The sequence below is a fragment of the Microlunatus sagamiharensis genome, from assembly GCF_900105785.1.
In the GTDB taxonomy this organism is placed as follows: Bacteria; Actinomycetota; Actinomycetes; order Propionibacteriales; family Propionibacteriaceae; genus Microlunatus; species Microlunatus sagamiharensis.
Genome location: NZ_LT629799.1, coordinates 1,213,024 through 1,232,648, shown reverse-complemented (window position 1 = coordinate 1,232,648; position 19,625 = coordinate 1,213,024). Strand labels below are relative to the sequence as shown.

Genomic DNA, 19,625 nt, shown 5'->3' with positions numbered 1-19,625 from the left:
CGGGCGCCGGTGCCAGGGCGAGTTCAGGTCAGCAGCGACATCCCGACGGTGCGGGGCGAGGGGTCGCGGAAGCCGTGCCGCTCGTAGAGCCGCCGTCCGGGGGCGTCCGCCATGAGCGTGATGTACGAGCCCGGCGGGACCGATGATCGGACGAGGTCGAGCAGGTGGGTGAGCATCCGGTCGCCGAGGCCGCGGCGCTGGTGGGCAGGTAGGACGGCCATGTCGACGACGTGGAAGTACCAGCCGCCGTCGCCGATGACGCGGGCCATGCCGACGGTCTCCCCGGTCCCCTCCTCGACCACGTGCACCGCAGCCCACCCGCCGGGCAGGGCGAGCGCCGCCTGCTCGGGCGTCTTGGGCGTCAGGCCGCTCTCGCGGCGCAGGCGGACGTAGTCGACGACCTGCGGGACGTCGGGGACGAGGCGGTAGGACGGGTCCGGGGAGGGCACGCGCCCGAGCCTAGGGACGTCGCCGTACGCGCGCCGTGGCGTCCGCGGGCGTCGCGGGCAGGCAGAATCGCCGGGGCACCCCGCCCGTGACCCAGGGAGACGCAGAGACCGCATGGCCCGCCGCACGACCACCCCGTCCAGCCCTCCGGCCGACGACTTCACCGAGCGCATCCTCGACGTCGACGTCTCCTCGGAGATGCAGACGAGCTTCCTGGAGTACGCCTACTCGGTCATCTACAGCCGGGCGCTGCCGGACGCGAGGGACGGGCTCAAGCCGGTGCAGCGGCGGATCCTCTACGGGATGGAGGAGATGGGCATCCGGCCCGACCGCAGCCACGTCAAGTGCGCGCGCGTGGTCGGTCAGGTGATGGGTCAGTACCACCCGCACGGCGACGGCGCGATCTACGACGCCCTGGTGCGCACCGCGCAGCCGTGGTCGATGCGGCTGACCCTGGTCGACGGGCACGGCAACTTCGGCTCGCTCGACGACGGGCCGGCGGCGATGCGCTACACCGAGTGCCGGATGGCGCCCGCGGCGCTGGCCATGACGGCCGACCTCGACTCCGACACCGTCGACTTCCGCCCCAACTACGACGGCAAGGACGTCGAGCCGGTCGTGCTGCCGGCCGCCTTCCCGAACCTGCTCGTCAACGGCGCGTCGGGCATCGCGGTCGGCATGGCCACGAACTGCGCGCCGCACAACCTCGTCGAGGTGGTGCAGGCGCTGCGGCACCTGATCAAGCACCCCAAGGCGGGCCTCGACGACCTGATGCGGTTCATCCCGGGTCCTGATCTTCCCAGCGGCGGCAAGATCATCGGTCTCGACGGGGTGCGCGACGCGTACGCGACGGGTCGCGGTTCGTTCCGCATCCGCGCCACCGCGCGCGTCGAGCAGGTGCACCCGCGGCGCAAGGGCATCGTGATCACCGAGCTGCCCTACCTCGTCGGTCCCGAGCGCGTGATCGAGCAGATCAAGACCGGCGTGCAGTCGCGCAAGCTCCAGGGCATCCACGACGTCAAGGACCTCTCCGACCGCGCCCACGGCACCCGGCTGGTGATCGAGGTCAAGAACGGCTTCAACGCCGACGCGCTGCTCGAGCAGCTCTACAAGGCCACCAAGCTCGAGGACAGCTTCGGCATCAACGCCGTCGCCCTCGTCGACGGCCAGCCGCGCACGCTCGGGCTGCGCGAGCTGCTCGACGTCTACCTCCAGCACCGCTACGACGTCACGACCCGGCGCACCGAGTTCCGCCGGGCCAAGGCGCAGGACCGCCTGCACCTGGTCGAGGGGATGCTGCTCGCGATCGTCGACATCGACGACGTCATCGCCATCGTGCGCTCCAGCGACGACGCCGCCGAGGCGAAGACCCGCCTGATCGAGGCCTTCGACCTGTCCGACGTGCAGGCCACCTACATCCTCGACATGCCGCTGCGCCGCCTCACCCGCCTGAGCGTGATCGAGCTCGAGTCCGAGCGCGACGCCCTCCGCGCCGAGATCGCCGCGCTGAGCGAGATCCTCGACAACCCCGAGCGCCTGCGCGCCCTCGTCTCCGACGAGCTGGCCGAGGTCGCCAAGACCCACGGCACCCCGCGCCGCACCATCCTGCTCGCGGCCGGCGGCACCGCGGCGACGGCGGCGGCCGTCCCGCTCGAGGTCGCCGACGACCCCTGCTGGGTGCTGATGTCCTCGGCCGGGCTGCTGGCGCGGACGCCGCACGCCGAGCCGCTGGCGAGCGAGGGCCCGCGCAGCAACCACGACGTCGTCGTCGCGCGGGTGCTGACCACCGCCCGCGCCGACGTCGGCCTGCTGACCAGCCGCGGGCGCTGCGTCCGGCTCAACGCCCTCGACCTGCCCACCGTCCCGGCCACGGCCTCCGCGCCGAACCTGCAGGGCGGCACGCACGTCAGCGAGCTCGTCACGCTCGAGCCCGGCGAGCGGGCGCTCGGGCTGAGCGCGCTGCGCACCGACGGACCGGGCCTCGCGCTCGGGACCGCGGCCGGCGTGGTCAAGCGCGTCGCGCCCGAGGTCCTGAACCGCGACGCGTGGGAGGTCATCCGCCTCGACGACTCCGACGAGGTCGTCGGCGCGGTGGAGCTCACCGAGGAGCAGGCGGCCGCAGGACCTGGTGGGGCGGACCTGGTCTTCGTCACCGGCGACGCCCAGCTGCTGCACTTCCCGGCGAGCGCCGTGCGCCCGCAGGGCCGCGGCGGCGGCGGCATGGCCGGCGTCCGGCTGGCCCCCAAGGTCTCCGCCGTCTTCTTCGGCGTCACCGACCCGTCGAGCGAGGCCGGCGCGGCCGGCAGCGTCGTCGTGACCGTCGCCGGCAGCTCGTCGGCCCTGCCGGGCACCGACGCGGGGACGGTCAAGGTCACCCCGCTCACGGAGTACCCGGCCAAGGGCCGGGCGACCGGCGGGGTCCGCTGCCACCGCTTCCTCAAGGGCGAGGACACCCTCCTGCTCGCCTGGGTCGGCCCGCCGCCCGCCGTCGCCGCGGCGGCCAGCGGGGCGCCGGTGGAGCTGCCCGCCGCCGACGGCAGACGTGACGGTTCGGGGGCGCCCGCGGGCCAGCCGATCGTCGCCGTGGCGAGCCGGTCGGCGGGCTGAGCGCCGGCAGCGCTGCGGGCGGCGGGCCCCGGGCCCGTCCCGCGCGGAGCGATCGGGCAGGCTCGGTCCTCGTGCCCCCTGACGTCGACCCCGCCGAGTGGCTGATCGGCAAGGAGGAGCGCGCCAACCCGCGTACGGTCCTCGACGACCAGCACCCCGGTGACGAGGCCTGGTCGCACGGAAACGTCGTGCGGCCGCTCATCCACGGCAGCGCGTACTTCGCGCACCTCGTCGAGCGCGTCGAGGCGGCCCGCCCGGGCGACCTGGTGCTGTTCACCGACTGGCGCGGCGACGGCGACGAGCAGCTGCTGGGCACCGAGGGCAGCGACGTGCTGCGGGTCCTCGGCGAGGCCGACCGCCGCGGTGTCGACGTCCGCGGGCTGATCTGGCGCAGCCACCTCGACGCGCTGTCCTTCTCCGCCCACGAGAACCGCACCCTGGGCATCCGGCTCCAGGAGCAGGGCGCGGAGGCGCTGCTCGACATGCGCGTGCGCACCGGCGGCTCGCACCACCAGAAGCTCGTCGTCATCCGCTACCAGGGCCGGCCGGCCGACGACGTCGCGTACGTGGGCGGGATCGACCTCTCCCACAGCCGGCGTGACGACGCCCGCCACGAGGGCGACCCGCAACCCCAGCCGATGGCCCCGGCGTACGGGCCGACGCCGGCCTGGCACGACGTCCAGGTCGTCATCTCCGGCCCGGCCGTGCACGACGTCGAGACGGTGTTCCGCGAGCGGTGGACCGACCCGACGCCGCTCAGCCAGAACCCGCTCTTCTGGCTCCACGACAAGCTCACGCGGGCCGACCTCTCCCCCGACCCGCTGCCCGCGCAGGCACCGCCGCCCGCGCCGGTCGAGGGCGGGACGCACACCGTCCAGCTGCTGCGGACCTACCCCAACCTGCGCCACGGCCGCGACTACCCGTTCGCCCGCGGCGGCGAGCGCAGCGTGGCCCGTGGCTACGGCAAGGCCTTGCGCCGGGCCCGGCGCCTGGTGTCGATCGAGGACCAGTACCTGTGGTCCCCCGACGTCGCCCGCGCGATCGACGAGGCGCTGCGCTCCAGCCCGGACCTGCGGGTGCTCGCGGTGCTGCCGCCCGTGCCCGACCAGGCGTCGACGCTGTCGCGCGTCCCGCAGGACTTCGCCCGCCAGGAGACCCTCGAGCTGCTCGAAGGCGCCGGCGGCGACCGGGTCGCCTTCTACAGCCTCGAGAACCACGCCGGCCGGCCCGTCTACGTGCACGCCAAGGTCTGCGTCATGGACGACGTCTGGGCCACGGTCGGCTCCGACAACTTCAACCGCCGCAGCTGGACCCACGACTCCGAGCTCTCCGCGGTCGTCGTCGACGAGGCCGGGCCGGAGGACGAGCCGGGCGTGTCCGCGTACGCGCGCCGGCTGCGGCTGACGCTGGCCGCCGAGCACCTCGACCGCGAGGTCGGCGCCGCCCGGTTCCCCGGGGACACCGGGCACCTGCTGGCCACGAACCGGCCCGTCGACGCCGACGACGCGGACCTGCTGTCCACGATGGGCGACTGCGTGGACCCGCACGCCATGTTCGACGCATACGCCGCCTCGGCCGCCCGGCTCGACGCCTGGTACGACGGCGGCCAGGTCGGCCCGCGTCCTGCGGGGCGGCTGCGCCGGCTCCGGTCACCGCAGCTGGGACGGTTCACGCGGCTGTGGGCGAAGCCCATGACCCGCCTGGTGCACGACCCCGACGGGCGCCCGGCGCGGCTCCGTCGGGCCAGGAAGTTCTAGTCAGGCGGCTCTGCTCAGGACTGCGCCGAACGAGCTCAGCACGAGGGCGCTGAGCAACCATCCGCACGGGCGCCCTCGCCACCACCGTTCATCCTCCGACCGCGGCGCCCGTGCTCCCGCCAGGCCCATCCACGCTCAGCGCCCTCGTCCTGGACCCACCCTTCGGGCATCACCCGGGCGACGGCCGTCCAGGTGACGAGCCCGCCGGAGCCGCTGCGTCCGTCGGGGGCTCGATGGATGGAGCAGGCGGGGCTCCGCTCGTAGCATCGGTTCCGTGACCACACGTGACTTCCAGGACCTCCTCGCGGCGAACGCGGAGTACCAGAAGGACTTCGGCCTCACCGGCTTCGACGGCATCGCCCGGGCGGGCGTCGCCATGATCACCTGCATGGACTCGCGCATCGAGCCGCTGGAGATGATCGGGCTGAACACCGGCGACGCGAAGATCATCCGGACCCCGGGCGGGCGGCTGACGCCCGACGCGCTGATCGGCTGCGTGCTCGGTGTGCACCTGCTCGGGGTCGAGCGCATCCTCGTCGTCCCGCACACCCGCTGCGCCATGGCCAGCGGCGAGGACGCCGACATCGTCGCGCGCGTGGCGGACGAGACGGGCGAGGACCTCTCCGACCTCACGATCGGCGCCTCGACCGACCAGCGGGCGCGGCTGATCGAGGACGTCGACCTGCTGCGCACCCACCCCCACGTCGGCGAGCGGGCGCTCGTGGGCGGCTTCCTCTACGACGTCGACAGCGGGGCGCTCGAGCAGGTCCTCTGACGACCCGTCGAGCGGTAGGTCGCAGCGCGTCTCCCGGCGGAGACCGCGCGGCAACCTACCGGTCGGCGAGGGGCGGGCCGCTTGCGCGACGTGGTTGGCTCGCCGGGTGAGCGACCACTTCTACCGGCCGTCCGAGGGTCACCGGCTGGCCCACGACCCGTTCAACGCGATCGTGGCCCCCCGCCCGATCGGCTGGATCGGCACGCGGGCGACCGACGGCTTCCGCAACCTCGCGCCGTACAGCTTCTTCACCGCGCTCGCGTACACCCCACCGCTCGTCGGGTTCAGCAGCAACGGCTACAAGGACAGCGTGCGCAACGCCGAGGAGACCGGCGTCTTCACCTGGAACCTCGTGACCCGCGAGCTCGCCGAGCGGATGAACGCGACGTCGACGACGGAGCAGGTGGACGAGTTCGACCGCGCCGGACTGGCCGGGCTCGACTGCGCCGAGGTCGACGCGCCCCGGGTGGCGGACGCGCCGGTCAGCTTCGAGTGTCGTACGGCGCAGGTGGTCCGCCTGCTGGCCGCCGACGGGACCCCGTCGGACAACTGGTGGTGCACCGGTGAGGTGGTCGGGGTCCACATCGACCCCGCCCTGATCGAGGACGGCGTCTACCGCACCGAGCTCGCCGAGCCCGTCGTGCGCGGCGGCGGCCCGAGCGCCTACTACGAGCTCGGCGAGCGGTTCGACATCACCCGGCCCGGCTGAGCCGCTGACAGGCTCCACAAAGGGTCGCGCCCTACTCTTCGGGGCATGACGCCGACGACCGAGCAGGCCGCCCTCGTCGTGAACACCGGCTCCCGGCGGGGGGCCGAGGCCTTCGAGGAGGCCCAGCGGCTGCTCGTCGGTCGCGGCGTCGACGTCGCCGAGGCGTTCCCGGTCACCGACCCGGCGCGGCTGCGCGAGACCGTCGAGCAGGCGGTCGAGCGGGGCCGCAAGCTGATCGTGGTCGGCGGCGGTGACGGAACCTTCAGCAGCGTCGTCGACGTGCTCGCCGGCACCGACGTCACGCTCGGCGTGCTGCCGCTCGGCACGGCCAACGACCTCGCCCGCACCCTGGAGCTCCCGCTCGGCCTCGCCGCGGCCTGCGAGACCGTCGCGACGGGCAAGGTCGTCGACATCGACGTGGGCCGCATGGGCGGCACGGCGTTCCTGAACGTCGCCTCGCTCGGGCTGTCGGTCGAGGTCGCCAACGCCCTGAGCCCTGTCCTCAAGCGCCGGCTCGGGCCGCTCGCGTACCCGGTCGCAGCGGTGCCGGCCTACCGCCGCCACCGCGCCTTCGACGTCGAGCTGACCTTCCCCGCCGGCGACCACGCGCCCGTGCGCCTCGACCACCTGCTCCAGCTCGCCGTGGGCAACGGCCGCTTCTACGGCGGCGGCAACGCCGTGTCGGTGCAGGCCGGCATCGACGACCACGCCCTCGACGTGTACGCGATCCCGCACGGCCGTCTGCGCCAGCACGTGAACATCGCCCGCTTCTTCCGCTCCGGCGGCTTCGTGGAGCACCCCGAGGTGCTGCACCTGCGCACCCGCGCGGTCGACCTGGCCACCGACCACCCCGTGCAGGTCAACGTCGACGGCGAGGTGATCGCGACGACGCCGGTCTCCTTCACCGTCTCGCCGAACGCGCTCGACGTGATCGTCCCCCAGGGCTCGACCGCCGCCCGCCGCGACCGAGACGCGCGCTGACACGCCGGCCGGGCGACGCCCCCTGAGCCTGTCGAAGGGCCTCGAAGAGGTTGGCGTCCCGCTGCTGCTGGCACGCCAACCCGTTCCGGGCCCTTCGACAAGCTCAGGGAGCGTGCTGACTCGGCCCCTCGACAGGCTCAGAAAGCGTGCTGACTCGGCCCCTCGACAGGCTCAGGGAGCGTGCTGACTCGGCCCTTCAACAGACTGAGGGAGCGTGCTGGCGAAGCCCTTCGACAAGCTCAGGGGTCGTGGCTGAGACACGCTCGGGGAGCGTGCCGGCGAAGCCCTCCGACCGGGTCCGGAAGCCTCGCGGGCTCAGTCCTTCGAGCCGTGCTTCCCCAGCACGGCCTTCGCCTTGCTGACCACGGTCTCACGCAGGCCCTCGGCGACGATGCCGAAGAAGGCCGGGTCGCCGCTGAACTCGGCCTTGGCCGTCAGCAGCACCTGGCTCGCGGTCAGGTGCGGCGGGATCAGCGGGACGTCGGCGTCGACCACCGCGTCGATGACGAACGGGCGGTCGGCGGCGAAGGCGGCGTCGAGCACCTCGTCGACCTGGTCGGGACGCTCGATCCGCGCGCCGTCGAGGCCCAGCAGCCTGGCCCAGTCGGCGTAGGGGACGTCGGGCAGGAAGGCGATCTCCGGGTCCGGCGGGGCGCCGAGCGTGCCGCGGGTCTCCCAGGAGACGTAGGACAGGTCGCGGTTGTTGAGCACGAGGACGACGAACGCGGGGTCGCCCCAGCGCTCCCAGTAGCGCTTGACCGTGATCAGCTCGTTGATGCCGTTCATCTGCATCGCACCGTCGCCGATCATCGCGAGCAGCGGGCGCCCCGGGTTGGCCATCTTGGCCGCGATCGCGTACGGCATGCCGCCGCCCATGGACAGCAGCAGCCCGGCGAGGCTGCCCAGGTGGCTCGGCCCGAGGTCGAGGTCGCGGGCGTACCAGCTCGTCGCCGTGCCGCAGTCGACGGCGACCATCGCGTCGCTCGCCAGCCGCCGCGAGATGCCGCGGACGACCGCCTCGGGGTTGACCGGGTCGGCCTTCGCCGCCGCACGCTCGGCCGAGTAGTCGTCCCAACGCCGCTTGTGCTGCGCGATCTCCTCGCGCCAGTCGTCGTCGTGCTGCTCGAGCAGCGGCAGCAGCGCCTCGAGGGTGGCGCCGGCGTCGCCGGTCAGGTTCACCTCGGTCGGGTAGCGCAGGCCCATGGCGGCGCCGTCGAGGTCGATCTGCACGGCGCGGGCCTGCCCCGGCTCGGGGTAGTACTCCGAGTACGGCATCTTCGAGCCGATGATCAGCAGGGTGTCGCAGTGGCGCATCAGGTGCCAGCTCGTCGTGGTGCCGAGCAGCCCGATCGCCCCCGTGACCCACGGCAGCCGGTCGTCGAGGACGGTCTTGCCCAGCAACGCCTTGGCCGCCCCGGCACCCAGGCGGTCGGCGACCTGCTCGACGAGCCCCGAGTGCCCGAGTGCGCCCGCGCCGACGAGCAGGGCGACCTTGCGCCCGGCGTTCAGCACCTCCGCAGCGCGGGCCACGTCCGCGGCCGCCGCCCCGTTCGGCGGGCTGCTCGGGACCGTGCTGGTGTGCACGTAGCCGTGGGCGTCCGGCGGGTCGACGACGGCGTCGCGCTCCTGGACGTCGCTGGGCACGATGAGGACCACCGGGCGGCGTTCGGCGAGCGCGGTCCGGCAGGCGCGGTCCACCATGTGCTGCACCTGCGAGGCGTCGGTGATCGTCTGCAGGTAGGCGCGACCCACGTCCTTGTAGACGCTGGCCAGGTCGACCTCCTGGTAGTAGCCGGTGCCGATCGCGCTCGACGCCGTCTGTCCGAGGACCGCGACGACCGGGACCCGGTCGAGCAGCGCGTCGTAGACGCCGTTCAGCGCGTGCAGCGCGCCGGGCCCGCTGGTGACCACGCAGCAGCCGATCGGGTTGCCGCCGTACTTGACGTCGGCCGTCGCGGCGAAGGCCGCCGTCTCCTCGTGACGCACCTGCACGAGGTCGATGTGGCCCGGACCGGTGTCGGCGTGGCGGGGTGCCAGGGCGGCGAGCACGCCCCCGATGCCGTCCCCCGCGTAGCCGTAGACCCGGCCCACGCCCCAGGCGTGCAGACGCTCGACGATGTGCTCGCTGACGTTCACCGGTTCAGCCTGGCACGGGGCTTCGTGGACCTGCGGCTGGCCAGGGGTCGGGCCGGGGCACCTCAGCCTGCACGGCCCCGGAGGGAGCGGTGCAGGCGCAGGGCAGAGACGAGGAAGAAGATCCCGCCGAGGGTGGCGTAGCCGGCGAGGCCGGTCAGCGACGCACCCGGGGCGCCGGACTGCGCGACGAAGGCGGCGCCGGCGAGGACCGAGATCCCACCGCTGAGGACCATCGGCCACTGCCCGCCCAGCGCCCGGCGACCCAGGGCGACGACCAGCTGCACGGCTCCCGCGGCGATCGCCCAGGCGCCCCACACGACGAGCACGGCCCGCAGGCCCGAGCCGACGGCGAACGCGAGGCCGAGGGCGGCGAGCACGCCCAGCACCATGGTGACGACGAGCGCCCGGGCGGGCCGGGTGGCCCGCGACGCGCGGTGGTCGACCACGGCAGCGGCCAGGTCGGCCAGCGGGTAGAGCAGCAGGAGGACGGTGGTCAGCGCGCTGATGCGCGACGCCGTCAGCGCCAGCAGCAGCGCCCACACGACCGCGAACCCGAAGCGGACGAGGTAGAGCGAGCGCAACGAGGCCGCGACCGGGCTCGCCGTACGGGGGGTGTCGAGAGTGGTCAACGTGGTTCCTTGTCCGGAGGTCGTCCTGCGCCGGGTCTCGGAACAGGAGGAGAGAACGATCGGTCTCTTCGGGTCAGAGCCTGGCACGTTCCGCGGCTCGCCGCAAGACCGATCGTTCTGTCCAGTACCGTCGACCCATGCCAGCCCCGGCCCGTCCCGCCCCGTCCTCGTCCTCGTCCGTGTCTCCCAGGAGTGCCGAGGACGGACCCGAGCGCATCTCCGAGGCGCGGGAGCGCCTCGTGAGCACCGCCACCCGGCTGTTCTACGGCGAGGGCATCCGTGCCGTCGGCGTGGAGCGGATCATCGTCGAGGCGCCGGTGACCCGGGCGACGTTCTACCGGCACTTCCCCTCCAAGGAGGACCTCGTGCTGGCCTACCTGCGCGGGGTGGACGCCCAGACGGTCGACACCGTGCAGGCGGCCGTCGCGGGAGCCCGGTCGCCGGCCGACGGGGTGCGCCGGATCGCCACGGCCGTGGAGGACGACCTCACGCGGCCCGGCTTCCGGGGGTGCGCCTTCCTGAAGGCCGCCGCGGAGTACCCCGACCCGCAGGACCCGGTCCGCCGGCTGGTCCTGGCGCACCGGGACTGGTACCGCGGCGTGCTCACCGGGCTGTTCTCCGACGTCTTCGGGGACTCGCCCCGACGGGGCCGGCCGGAGGACGCCGCGCAGCACTTCGTGATGATGCGCGACGGCGTGATGACCGGCGCGCACCTCGACGGGGTCGAGAACGCCCGGGCGGCCTTCCGACGCGGGGTCGAGGGCGTGCTGACGATGCTCCACTGACGGGACACGGCGCGCCGTCGCACGTCCGGGGGCGTTGCCGACTCGCCGGCCCGGTGGCCCCGACGGGCGCGACGGCGGACGAGGGGTGGTGCTTTCTACCAACGTCGTGCTTATGCTGCGTGCGCGGCTCGACCTGCCCCGGTCATCGCCTCTGCTGTCACGGTCGACGACGACGTGGAAGCTCTCCTACCCCCCAAGGAGTTCCTGTGTCCCGTCGTACGCCGGTGCTGGTGTCCCTCGCCGTCCTCCTCGGCGCCGCCGTCTGGGCCCCGGCGCCGACCGCCGGCGCCGCGGGTCCGGCCGGTCCGGGGATCACGTACCGCTCGAGCACGACTCGGTCCGCATCCGCCGCCTCCTCCCTGTCGATCGCGAGGCCCGCGGGAACCGTGCCGGGCGACGTCCTCGTGGCTCGCATCGCCAACCGCGCGGCCGTCGGGGCCGACCTGACCGCCTCGGGCTGGACGAGTGTCGGCAGCACGCGCAGCGCGGCGATGCTCAAGTCGTGGGTGCTCTACCGCGTGGTCGGAGCCTCCGAACCGGCCTCGTACTCGTTCACGCAGGACGCGACGACCAGCATGGCCGGCAGCATCTCCGCCTTCAGCGGTGTCGACACCGCGGACCCGGTGGACGACTTCGGCGGCCGGGTGAACGGCCTCAGCGCGATCTTCGCTCCCCCGTCGGTCAAGAGCACCACCGGCAACGACCTCGCGCTGTGGTTCGGCACGCAGCTGGCGAACGGGTCCGACTGCGACGACGTCGCGATCGCGGCCCCCAGCACCTTCGTGGAGACGTCCGCGTCCTGCCTCGTCTCCCAGACGGCCGGGCTCTCGCTCGACGTCGCCCAGGTCCAGCTCGGCGCGCCCGCCGCGCAGCCCGTCGCCGTCCTGGCCCCGGGCGCGACGCGCAGCTGGACGGGCAGCTCGCGCACCCTGAACACCAACATCACCCAGGCCCTCCTGCTCCGCCCGGCCGCGACGACCGAAGCCGCCGAGCGCTACTCGTCGGCGACGGTCGGCGTCGGGAGCTTCACCCTGCCCGACAGCCAGCTCCACGAACCGTCCGGGCTCGCGGCCAGCAGGACCGACCCCGGCGTGCTCTACACGCACAGCGAGTCCGGCGACAAGACGATGGTGGCCATCAGCTCGACGAACGCCGCGGTGCTCGAACGCTTCACGCTCAGCAACACCGGGCAGTGGGACTGGGAGGACATCGCCACCGGACCCTGCCCGGCCGGGAGCTGCATCTACGCCGGCGACATCGGCGGGGTGCGCGACGGCGGTCAGCTCCGGGCCAACGACTACAACATCTTCCGCGTGGCCGAGCCCACCGTGACCCGGGGCACGACCGCGCACCTCACGAGCGAGCGGTTCCGGTTCGCCTACCCCGACGGCGCCCACAACGCCGAGGCGCTGATGGTGCACCCGACGACCGGTCAGGTCTACGTGGTGACCAAGGAGCGCAGCGGCCGCAGCGGCGTCTACACCTTCCCCGCCGGGCTCCCGGCGCCGTCGGCCACCACGGTGACGACCCTGACGAAGGTCACGACGCTGCAGGTGCCCACCTACACCGCGACGAGCAGCAAGGCCTCCGAGCAGCACAAGGCCACCTGGTACGCCCAGGTGACCGCGGCCGCGATCCACCCGGCGGGCGACCGCTTCGTGCTCCGGACCCCGTACGCCGTGTGGGAGTACCGCGGGACCGACAGCGGCTCGATCGACTCGGCGCTCGCCGCGAAGCCCGTCGCGCTCACCGCCCCCGTCGGCGAGGGGCAGGGCGAGGCCATCGACTACGCCCCCGACGGCTCGGCGTACTTCACCCTCAGCGAGCGCGAGCTGCCGCCGTTCACCCTGCACCGGATCGACCGCGTCTGAGGCTGTCCCCCGCACCTCGGCGCGAAGTGCGGCGCCGAGCGCGACGCACCAGGCGCTCTGGACCACCTCGACGTCGAGAGCGACCCCGACCCTGTCGGGATCTCGACACTCGATCGGTTCCGGCTGCTGTGCTGAGCGTGGCCGGACAGGTTCCGGCTCATCGAGTGTCGAGATCCCGTCACGAGCCCGAGCCCCGGTCCACCTCCGAGGCCTGGACCGGCGCGCTGCCGGCCAGCAGCCCAGCCGCCCGGCCGCGGATCACCGCGAGCCGCTCGGCGAAGCCAGGCGGCACGGCCGAGGGCAGCGCCTCGACGCCGAACCAGCCGAGGTCGAGGCTCTCTGAGCTCACGTGGACGGGTGCCGACGGCGAGGCGAGCGCGACGAACCCGACATCCCAGTGCGCCGCGCAGCTGAACCCTCCGTGCAGCTCGTGCCGGTCGAGGTCGAGGACGCGCCCGCTCAGGAGCTCCAGGTCCGCGACACCCGACTCCTCGCGCGCCTCCCGCCGGGCCGCGTCGGCGAGCGAGGTGTCGGCGGACTCGATGTGGCCCCCGAGCTGCACCCAGAAGCCGCCCTTGCGGTGGTGGGTGAGCAGCACCTGCCGCAGGTCGCGTGTGAGGACGAAGCAGGAGGCGGTCAGGTGCTCCGGCCCGCCCGACCTCCGCAGCGCGGCGTCGCCCCGGGACCGGGCGAACTCGACGAAGGCGTCCCGTACGGCGTCGGCCGGCGCCTGCTCCAGCTCCGTGACCACGTCCACGGGACCGATCCTGCCGGTCGCCGAGGGGCCGGCGCGCCCGACCTCAGGACCCGCGGCGCGTGCAGGGCTCGCGCGCTAGCAGCCCGCCGGGACGTCCTCCACCGCCCGCTGCAGGGTGACGGGCGGCCGGTCGCCCCGCTGGAGGAGCACCTCGCCCTCGCTGGGACGCAGGACGGCGGCGTTGGGGAGGTCGGCCATGTGCTCGGTCGAGGCCCCGGTCAGCACCGTCGCGTCGTCGGGCACCGCCACCACGAGGAGGGAGTCGTGCTGGTCCGGCGGCCAGCGCGAGACCGGCGTCCCGGCCGGGGTGTCGTAGCCGACGCTGAGGTAGAGGCCCCGGTTGGCGACCGTGACGTCGAGCAGGCACTGCTGGGCGACGGCGTAGCCCGCCTTGCGACCGTCGACCGCCAGGCACGTGAAGCCGTGGCCCCGCGCGAGGTAGACCTGGACCCCGTCGACGGCTCCGACGTCGCGGCTGGTGGGGGCGACGTCCGACGCCAGCACCCCGGCAGGGACCAGGTCGTGAGGGGCCCGCGCGCGGTCCAGGGCGGAGAAGTGCAGCGAGCGGACGAGCGGGTCGTCCGACGTGGCCCAGGGGGCGGCCGTGGACGGGCCCGGCGCCGACGTGGTGCAGCCGGGTGGGTGCGAACCCGTCAGCAGGGACGCGCAGGCGAGGAGCGCCGCACCCCCGCCCACGAGCAGGCGGGTGCGGGGACTCAGCTGCCGCGGTTCGGCGGACAGCTCCTCGCGCACGTCCGTCACCAGACCACTGTGCACCCGACCGCTGACGGCTCAGACGTCGATGGCCGCGGAGTCCAGCGCGTACGCGCCGTCGATGATGAAGGTCTTGCGGGGCGCGACGTCGTTGCCCATCAGCATCTCGAAGGTCGTCTCCGCGATCAGGCCGTCGTCGACGGTGATCCGGCGCAGGGTGCGGTGGCGCGGGCTCATCGTCGTCTCGGCCAGCTGGTCGGCGTCCATCTCGCCCAGGCCCTTGTAGCGCTGCGGCTCCTTGAAGCGCTGGTTGCGCTTGGTCAGCTCGGCGGCCGTGCGCTGGTACTCCGCGTCGGAGTAGGTGTAGATGAAGCGGTCCTGCCCCTTCTTGGGGTTGGTCAGCTCGAAGCGGTGCAGCGGCGGCACGGCGGTGAAGACGCGGCCGGCCTCGACCATCGGGCGCATGTAGCGGAAGAACAGGGTGGCCAGCAGGCAGCGGATGTGCGCCCCGTCGGAGTCGGCGTCGGCCATGAAGATCACCCGGCCGTAGCGGGCCTGGTCGAGGTCGAAGGTGCGGCCCGAGCCGGCTCCGACCACCTGGATGATCGAGGCGCACTCGACGTTCTTGAGCATGTCGCCCGTCGATGCCTTCTGGGTGTTGAGGATCTTGCCGCGGATCGGCAGCAGCGCCTGGAACTCCGAGCTGCGCGCGACCTTGGCCGTGCCGAGCGCCGAGTCGCCCTCGACGATGAAGAGCTCCGAGCGCTCGTCGTTGCTGCGGCAGTCCACGAGCTTGGAGGGCAGCGACGACGACTCCAGCGCGGTCTTGCGGCGCTGGTTCTCGCGCTGCTGGCGCGCCGCGACCCGGGCGCGCGAGGCGTTGACGACCTTCTCCAGCACCGAGCGGGCCTGGGCCTTGGCCACGCCGCTCCTCGACTCGAGGAACGCGCCGAGCTCGGCCTCGACCACGCGCGTCACCAGCTTCGAGACCGCGGGCGTGCCGAGGACCTCCTTGGTCTGGCCCTCGAACTGCGGCTCGGCCAGCCGGACGGTCACCACGGCGGTCATGCCCTCGAGCACGTCGTCCTTGACGACCTCCTCGCCGGTCTTGAGCAGCCGGGTCGGCGCCAGCGCACCGGTCACCGACCGGACGAGCCCGCGCTCGAAGCCCGCCACGTGCGTGCCGCCCTTGGGCGTGGCGATGATGTTGACGTACGAGCGCACGGTCGTGTCGTAGCCGGTCCCCCACCGCACGGCGACGTCGACCTCGAGCTCGCGCTCGACGTCGGTCGGCTCCATGTGGCCGGCGTCGTCGAGCATCGGCACGGTCTCGGTGAAGGAGCCCGTGCCCTGCAGGCGCAGCACGTCCGTGACCGCCGCGTCCGGGGCGAGGAACTCGCAGAACTCCCCGATGCCGCCCTCGTGGAGGAAGACCTCCTCGGTCGTGGTGGCCGGGTCGCCGCTGCGGGCGTCGCTGACCTTGATCGCCAGGCCCGGCACCAGGAAGCTCGTCTGCCGCGCGCGGTTCTGCAGGTCGACCAGGGACAGCTCGGCGTCGGCGAGGAAGATCTGGCGGTCGGGCCAGTAGGTGACCCGCGTGCCCGAGCGGCCCTTGGCCACGCGGCCGACCTTCGTCAGCGAACCGCCCGGCGTGAACGGCGCCGTCGGGCCCGGCCCGTCGAACGTGCCCGGCACGCCGCGCCGGAAGGACATCGCCCACGTCCCGCCGTCGCGGTCGACCTCGACGTCCAGGCGGGCCGACAGGGCGTTGACCACCGAGGAGCCCACGCCGTGCAGGCCGCCGGTCGCGTTGTACGAGCCGCCGCCGAACTTGCCGCCGGCGTGCAGCTTGGTGAAGACGACCTCGACGCCCGACAGGCCCGTACGCGGCTCCTTGTCGACCGGGATGCCCCGGGCCTGGTCGGAAACGGTGACGGCGCCGTCGGCGCGCAGGGTGACGTCGATCGCGCGGCCGAAGCCGCCGAGCGCCTCGTCGACGGAGTTGTCGATGATCTCCCACAGGCAGTGCATGAGGCCGCGGGTGTCGGTGGAGCCGATGTACATCGCCGGGCGCTTGCGCACCGCCTCCAGCCCCTCGAGCACGAGCAGGTGGCGGGCCTCGTAGTCGCGGCCCTCCAGCTCGGGGGCGGCGGCCCGGGCCTTGGCGGGACCCGACCGGGCGGACGTCACGGGGGTCGCGGTCACGCGGGCGAGGCTACCCGCCGCCCCCTCTTGACCCTGGCACGTACCTTGGGCGATCCGGTCGGTGTCGCGGCGACGAAGAGACTGCAGAAGGTGTCTCGTCCGGTGCGTGGGCCGCTCCGGACGGGTAACGCAGGACCAGCACGAACCGTTACACAGAAGACACGGACCAGAGACGCCGAACCGGAAGAATCTGGGCCTGGTTGGATGTTGACTACCACGTAGGACGCGGAAGAAGTCACCCGAGCAAGCCAGGTCGGCGGGCACCGTGAGCATCACTGAGAGCATGACCCAAGGAAGCGAGGCCGACCATGAGCACCTCCGTCATCGAAGGCGCCGCGCTCAGCGCTGCCGATCGTTGTGATCGCTGCGGAGCCCAGGCGTACGTCCGCGTCACCCTCTCCAGCGGTTTCGACCTCCTCTTCTGCGCGCACCACAGCAAGGAGCACGCGGACAAGCTGAAGCAGGTCGCGCTCGAGATCCACGACGAGTCCGAGCGGATCAGCTGAGTCCTCGGTCCGCTCCGACGACGCACCGGCCCTCCGTCCCCACCCGGGACGGGGGGCCGCGTCGTTCCCGCTCTGGTTCTTCCGAACGACAGGTCATTGTTCGCTCAACCATCTGCGGAGGCCGCCGGGGCGCTCCTACCGTCTTCTCGTGCTTCAGACGATGTGGCGCTCCGTGCGGGCGTACGGGGCGGTCCTGCTCCTGGTGGGGGTGATGGCGACCGCCGTGCTGCCGGCGACCGCGGCGACCCCGACGGGCTGGCTCCACACCAAGGGTTCGCGGATCCTCGACTCGACCGGCCAGGACCAGGTCCTGCGGGCCACGAGCTGGTTCGGCATGGAGACGTCGAGCTGCGCGCCGCACGGGCTGTGGCAGATCAGCCTCGACGAGGGCCTGGCCCGGATCGCGTCGATGGGCTTCAACACCATCCGCCTCCCCTTCTCCAACGAGTGCCTGGCCGGCTCGAGCGTGACCGGCATCGACTACGCGAAGAACCCGGCGCTCGAGGGGCTGACGCCGCTCGAGGTCATGGACGCCGTGGTCGCACGGTCGAAGCTGTACGGGATATCGGTCATCCTCGACCGGCACCGCCCGGACTCCGCCGCGCAGTCGCCGCTCTGGTACACCTCGACCTGGTCGGAGGCCCGCTGGATCAGCGACTGGACCATGCTGGCCAGGCGCTACGCGACGAACCCGACCGTCATCGGCGTCGACCTGCACAACGAGCCGCGCGGCGACGCCTGCTGGGGCTGCGGCGACCCGAAGCGCGACTGGGCCGCGGCGGCGACGCGGGCCGGCAACGCGGTGCTCAAAGTCAACCCGAAGCTGCTGGTCGTCGTCGAGGGCGTCGAGAAGCAGCAGGCCGGCCCGCCCACCTGGTGGGGCGGCGGCCTGGCCGAGGCGAAGAAGAAGCCCGTCACGCTGGCCGTGAAGAACCAGCTCGTCTACTCCACCCACGACTACCCGGCGTCCGTGTTCGACCAGGCGTGGTTCAAGGCCAGGGACTACCCGCGGAACCTGCCCTCCGTCTGGCGGGCGAGCTGGGGCTACCTGCAGGAGAGCGGCACGACGCCGGTGCTGCTCGGTGAGTTCGGCACCAAGCTGGAGACGACGTCGGACCAGCAGTGGCTGGCGGCGCTCGTCGACTACGTCCGCAAGAACAAGATGAGCTTCGCGTACTGGTCCTTCAACCCCAACAGCGGCGACACCGGCGGCCTGGTGAAGGACGACTGGACCACGCCGCAGCAGGCCAAGCTGACCGCCCTGCGCCCGATCCTCGGCACCGCCCGGACCGTCGCGCCGATCCCCTTCCCCGGCCCGAAGAAGCCCGAGCCGACGGCCTCCCCCAACCCCACGGCCAGCCCGACCGCGAGCCCGACCGCGAGCCCGACCAGCCCGAGCACCACCGCCACGCCCGACCCGGCCGGGACGCCGGACGCGAGCGGCACGCCCGTCGGCACGCCGAGCCCGACCGCCACCGGGTCGGCCGCGACGACTCGCGCCACCTGGACCACGCAGAGCGCCTGGGAGACCGGCTACGTCGCCAACCTCACGGTGACGAGCGACCTGCCCCGCCACGGCTGGACCGTACGCTGGGCCGATGCCTCGGCGACATCGGTCATGAACGCCTGGGGCATGACCTGCTCGGTCGCCGACGGCGCGGTCACCTGCACCGGCGACGGCTTCGGCGCCGACCTCCAGCCCGGGCAGCCCGTGCAGGTCGGGCTCCAGGTCGTGACCAGCGGGCCGGCCCCGACCGACCCGCGGCTCGAGATCTCCTGACCGTGCCCGACCTCCTCCCCTCCTCGCCGGCCCAGCCGGTCACCGCGGACGCGCCGCCGCTGCGCGGACCCGCGCTGCTGGACCAGGTGTGGCGCGACCTGGCCTTCCTGCACTGGCGCGTCGAGCCTGAGCGCGTCGCGCCGCTGCTGCCCCCGGGGGTCGCGCCCGACACCCACGACGGCTCCTCCTGGGTCGGCCTGATCCCGTTCCGGCTGACCGACGCGCGCTTCGGCAGTGGCCCGGTGCTGCCGTACGTCGGCTCGTTCGCCGAGACCAACGTGCGCCTCTACGGCGTCGACGCCACCGGACGGCGCGGCGTGGTCTTCGCCTCGCTCGAGGCGCAGCGCCTGGCCTTCGTGCTCGGCGCGCGGGTGGCGCTCAACATCCCGTACACGTGGGCCAGGATGCGGGCGCGCCGTGACGCCGACCGCTACACCTACGAGAGCCGCCGCCGCTGGCCGGGACCCCGCGGCCTGGGCGGACGGGTCGAGGTCCGGGTGCTGCCCGAGGAGGTCGCCGGCGACCCGCTCGCCGACTTCCTCACCGCGCGCTGGGGCCTCTTCACCCACCACCTCGGACGGACCTTCTACCTGCCGAACGAGCACGGTCGCTGGCCCCTGCGGCGCCTGGAGCTGCTGCACCTCGAGGACACGCTCGTGGCCGCGGCGGGGCTGCCCGGGGTCACCGACCGGGCTCCGGACTCGGCCCTCTTCTCCGCCGGCGTGCGTACGCGTTTCGGCGGCCCGCAGCACGTCCCGGCCTGACGCCGCGGACGAGCTCGGACCGGCCCTCTCCCTCCCGGGGGCCGGTCCGCACGCTGCGGATGCACCTGCGTGCGTCGGGAGGGTCACACCGTCAGGACCCCCCGAAAGGGTGTAATCGCGCGCGGGCGCGGGGCACAGTGATTACCGACAGGCGTGGGTCCCCCGACCGCTTTCGCGCTGCGACGGAGAACGAGGAGCACGC

The 19,625-nt window shown here is 73.3% G+C and carries 16 protein-coding genes; 10 read left to right on the top strand and 6 right to left on the bottom strand.

Translation table 11 applies throughout. The annotated features are described in order from the left end of the window. Window positions 1-23: 23 nt before the first annotated feature. A complete protein-coding gene (locus BLU42_RS05575) occupies window positions 24-449 on the bottom strand; it encodes a GNAT family N-acetyltransferase (RefSeq protein ID WP_197680631.1) in 426 nt (141 codons plus the stop codon). Between the two features lie 112 nt (window positions 450-561). On the opposite strand from BLU42_RS05575, the gene BLU42_RS05570 reads away from it, so the two are divergent. The 5 genes from BLU42_RS05570 to BLU42_RS05550 all read left to right on the top strand — a co-directional run bounded on the left by BLU42_RS05570 (window position 562) and on the right by BLU42_RS05550 (window position 7,276). After that, window positions 562-3,054: a DNA gyrase/topoisomerase IV subunit A gene (locus BLU42_RS05570; RefSeq protein WP_091073600.1), complete on the top strand. Its 2,493-nt coding sequence runs from the start codon at window positions 562-564 to the stop codon at window positions 3,052-3,054. 71 nt (window positions 3,055-3,125) lie between these two features. Further along, window positions 3,126-4,811, top strand: coding sequence for a phospholipase D family protein (locus BLU42_RS05565; RefSeq protein ID WP_091073599.1), 1,686 nt, complete (start codon window positions 3,126-3,128; stop codon window positions 4,809-4,811). Window positions 4,812-5,085: 274 nt separating this feature from the next. Further along, on the top strand, window positions 5,086-5,586 hold the full coding sequence (locus tag BLU42_RS05560) for a beta-class carbonic anhydrase (RefSeq protein ID WP_231918459.1): 501 nt from the start codon (window positions 5,086-5,088) through the stop codon (window positions 5,584-5,586). A gap of 106 nt (window positions 5,587-5,692) precedes the next feature. Then, the gene (locus BLU42_RS05555; RefSeq protein WP_091073598.1) at window positions 5,693-6,295 is read left to right on the top strand and encodes a flavin reductase family protein; all 603 of its coding nucleotides are present in this window, start codon (window positions 5,693-5,695) and stop codon (window positions 6,293-6,295) included. A gap of 45 nt (window positions 6,296-6,340) precedes the next feature. After that, on the top strand, window positions 6,341-7,276 hold the full coding sequence (locus BLU42_RS05550; protein ID WP_091073597.1) for a lipid kinase: 936 nt from the start codon (window positions 6,341-6,343) through the stop codon (window positions 7,274-7,276). Between the two features lie 315 nt (window positions 7,277-7,591). On the opposite strand, the gene BLU42_RS05545 is transcribed toward BLU42_RS05550, so the two are convergent. Beyond that, entirely contained in the window at window positions 7,592-9,412 is a 1,821-nt protein-coding gene (locus tag BLU42_RS05545) for a thiamine pyrophosphate-requiring protein (RefSeq protein WP_091073596.1), read from the bottom strand. A gap of 62 nt (window positions 9,413-9,474) precedes the next feature. After that, window positions 9,475-10,041 carry a hypothetical protein gene (locus tag BLU42_RS05540; protein WP_091073595.1) on the bottom strand — a complete coding sequence of 189 codons (567 nt, stop codon included), beginning with the start codon at window positions 10,039-10,041 and terminating at the stop codon, window positions 9,475-9,477. A 239-nt stretch (window positions 10,042-10,280) separates the two neighbouring features. On the opposite strand from BLU42_RS05540, the gene BLU42_RS05535 reads away from it, so the two are divergent. Together BLU42_RS05535 and BLU42_RS05530 are read left to right on the top strand one after the other, a co-directional pair. Next, window positions 10,281-10,826, top strand: coding sequence for a TetR/AcrR family transcriptional regulator (locus BLU42_RS05535; RefSeq protein WP_231918458.1), 546 nt, complete (start codon window positions 10,281-10,283; stop codon window positions 10,824-10,826). Between the two features lie 206 nt (window positions 10,827-11,032). Further along, window positions 11,033-12,697, top strand: a complete 1,665-nt coding sequence (locus BLU42_RS05530; RefSeq protein WP_157719799.1) for a cell wall anchor protein — start codon at window positions 11,033-11,035, stop codon at window positions 12,695-12,697. A 178-nt stretch (window positions 12,698-12,875) separates the two neighbouring features. Here BLU42_RS05530 and BLU42_RS05525 read toward each other — a convergent pair whose 3' ends face one another. From BLU42_RS05525 to BLU42_RS05515, 3 genes are all read right to left on the bottom strand, one after another. Next, window positions 12,876-13,454 (bottom strand): NUDIX hydrolase, encoded by a 579-nt coding sequence (locus BLU42_RS05525; RefSeq protein ID WP_197680630.1) that lies wholly within the window; start codon window positions 13,452-13,454, stop codon window positions 12,876-12,878. Between the two features lie 75 nt (window positions 13,455-13,529). After that, the gene (locus tag BLU42_RS05520; protein WP_091073591.1) at window positions 13,530-14,216 is read right to left on the bottom strand and encodes a hypothetical protein; all 687 of its coding nucleotides are present in this window, start codon (window positions 14,214-14,216) and stop codon (window positions 13,530-13,532) included. Between the two features lie 30 nt (window positions 14,217-14,246). Continuing rightward, window positions 14,247-16,373, bottom strand: coding sequence for a DNA gyrase/topoisomerase IV subunit B (locus tag BLU42_RS05515; protein ID WP_172825755.1), 2,127 nt, complete (start codon window positions 16,371-16,373; stop codon window positions 14,247-14,249). A gap of 308 nt (window positions 16,374-16,681) precedes the next feature. Here BLU42_RS05515 and BLU42_RS05510 point away from each other — a divergent pair, with 308 nt between their 5' ends. The 3 genes from BLU42_RS05510 to BLU42_RS05500 all read left to right on the top strand — a co-directional run bounded on the left by BLU42_RS05510 (window position 16,682) and on the right by BLU42_RS05500 (window position 19,423). Continuing rightward, window positions 16,682-16,879 carry a DUF7455 domain-containing protein gene (locus BLU42_RS05510; RefSeq protein WP_091073590.1) on the top strand — a complete coding sequence of 66 codons (198 nt, stop codon included), beginning with the start codon at window positions 16,682-16,684 and terminating at the stop codon, window positions 16,877-16,879. Between the two features lie 148 nt (window positions 16,880-17,027). After that, window positions 17,028-18,659, top strand: coding sequence for a cellulase family glycosylhydrolase (locus tag BLU42_RS05505; RefSeq protein WP_197680629.1), 1,632 nt, complete (start codon window positions 17,028-17,030; stop codon window positions 18,657-18,659). Between the two features lie 2 nt (window positions 18,660-18,661). Beyond that, complete coding sequence (locus BLU42_RS05500) at window positions 18,662-19,423, top strand: YqjF family protein (RefSeq protein WP_091073588.1); 762 nt, start codon at window positions 18,662-18,664, stop codon at window positions 19,421-19,423. Window positions 19,424-19,625 lie beyond the last annotated feature (202 nt).

Coding starts and splice junctions, on each gene's coding strand:
- BLU42_RS05510 (WP_091073590.1), top strand. CDS start 16,682: ATGAGCACCTCCGTCATCGAAGGCGCCGCGCTCAGCGCTGCCGATCGT.
- BLU42_RS05570 (WP_091073600.1), top strand. CDS start 562: ATGGCCCGCCGCACGACCACCCCGTCCAGCCCTCCGGCCGACGACTTC.
- BLU42_RS05550 (WP_091073597.1), top strand. CDS start 6,341: ATGACGCCGACGACCGAGCAGGCCGCCCTCGTCGTGAACACCGGCTCC.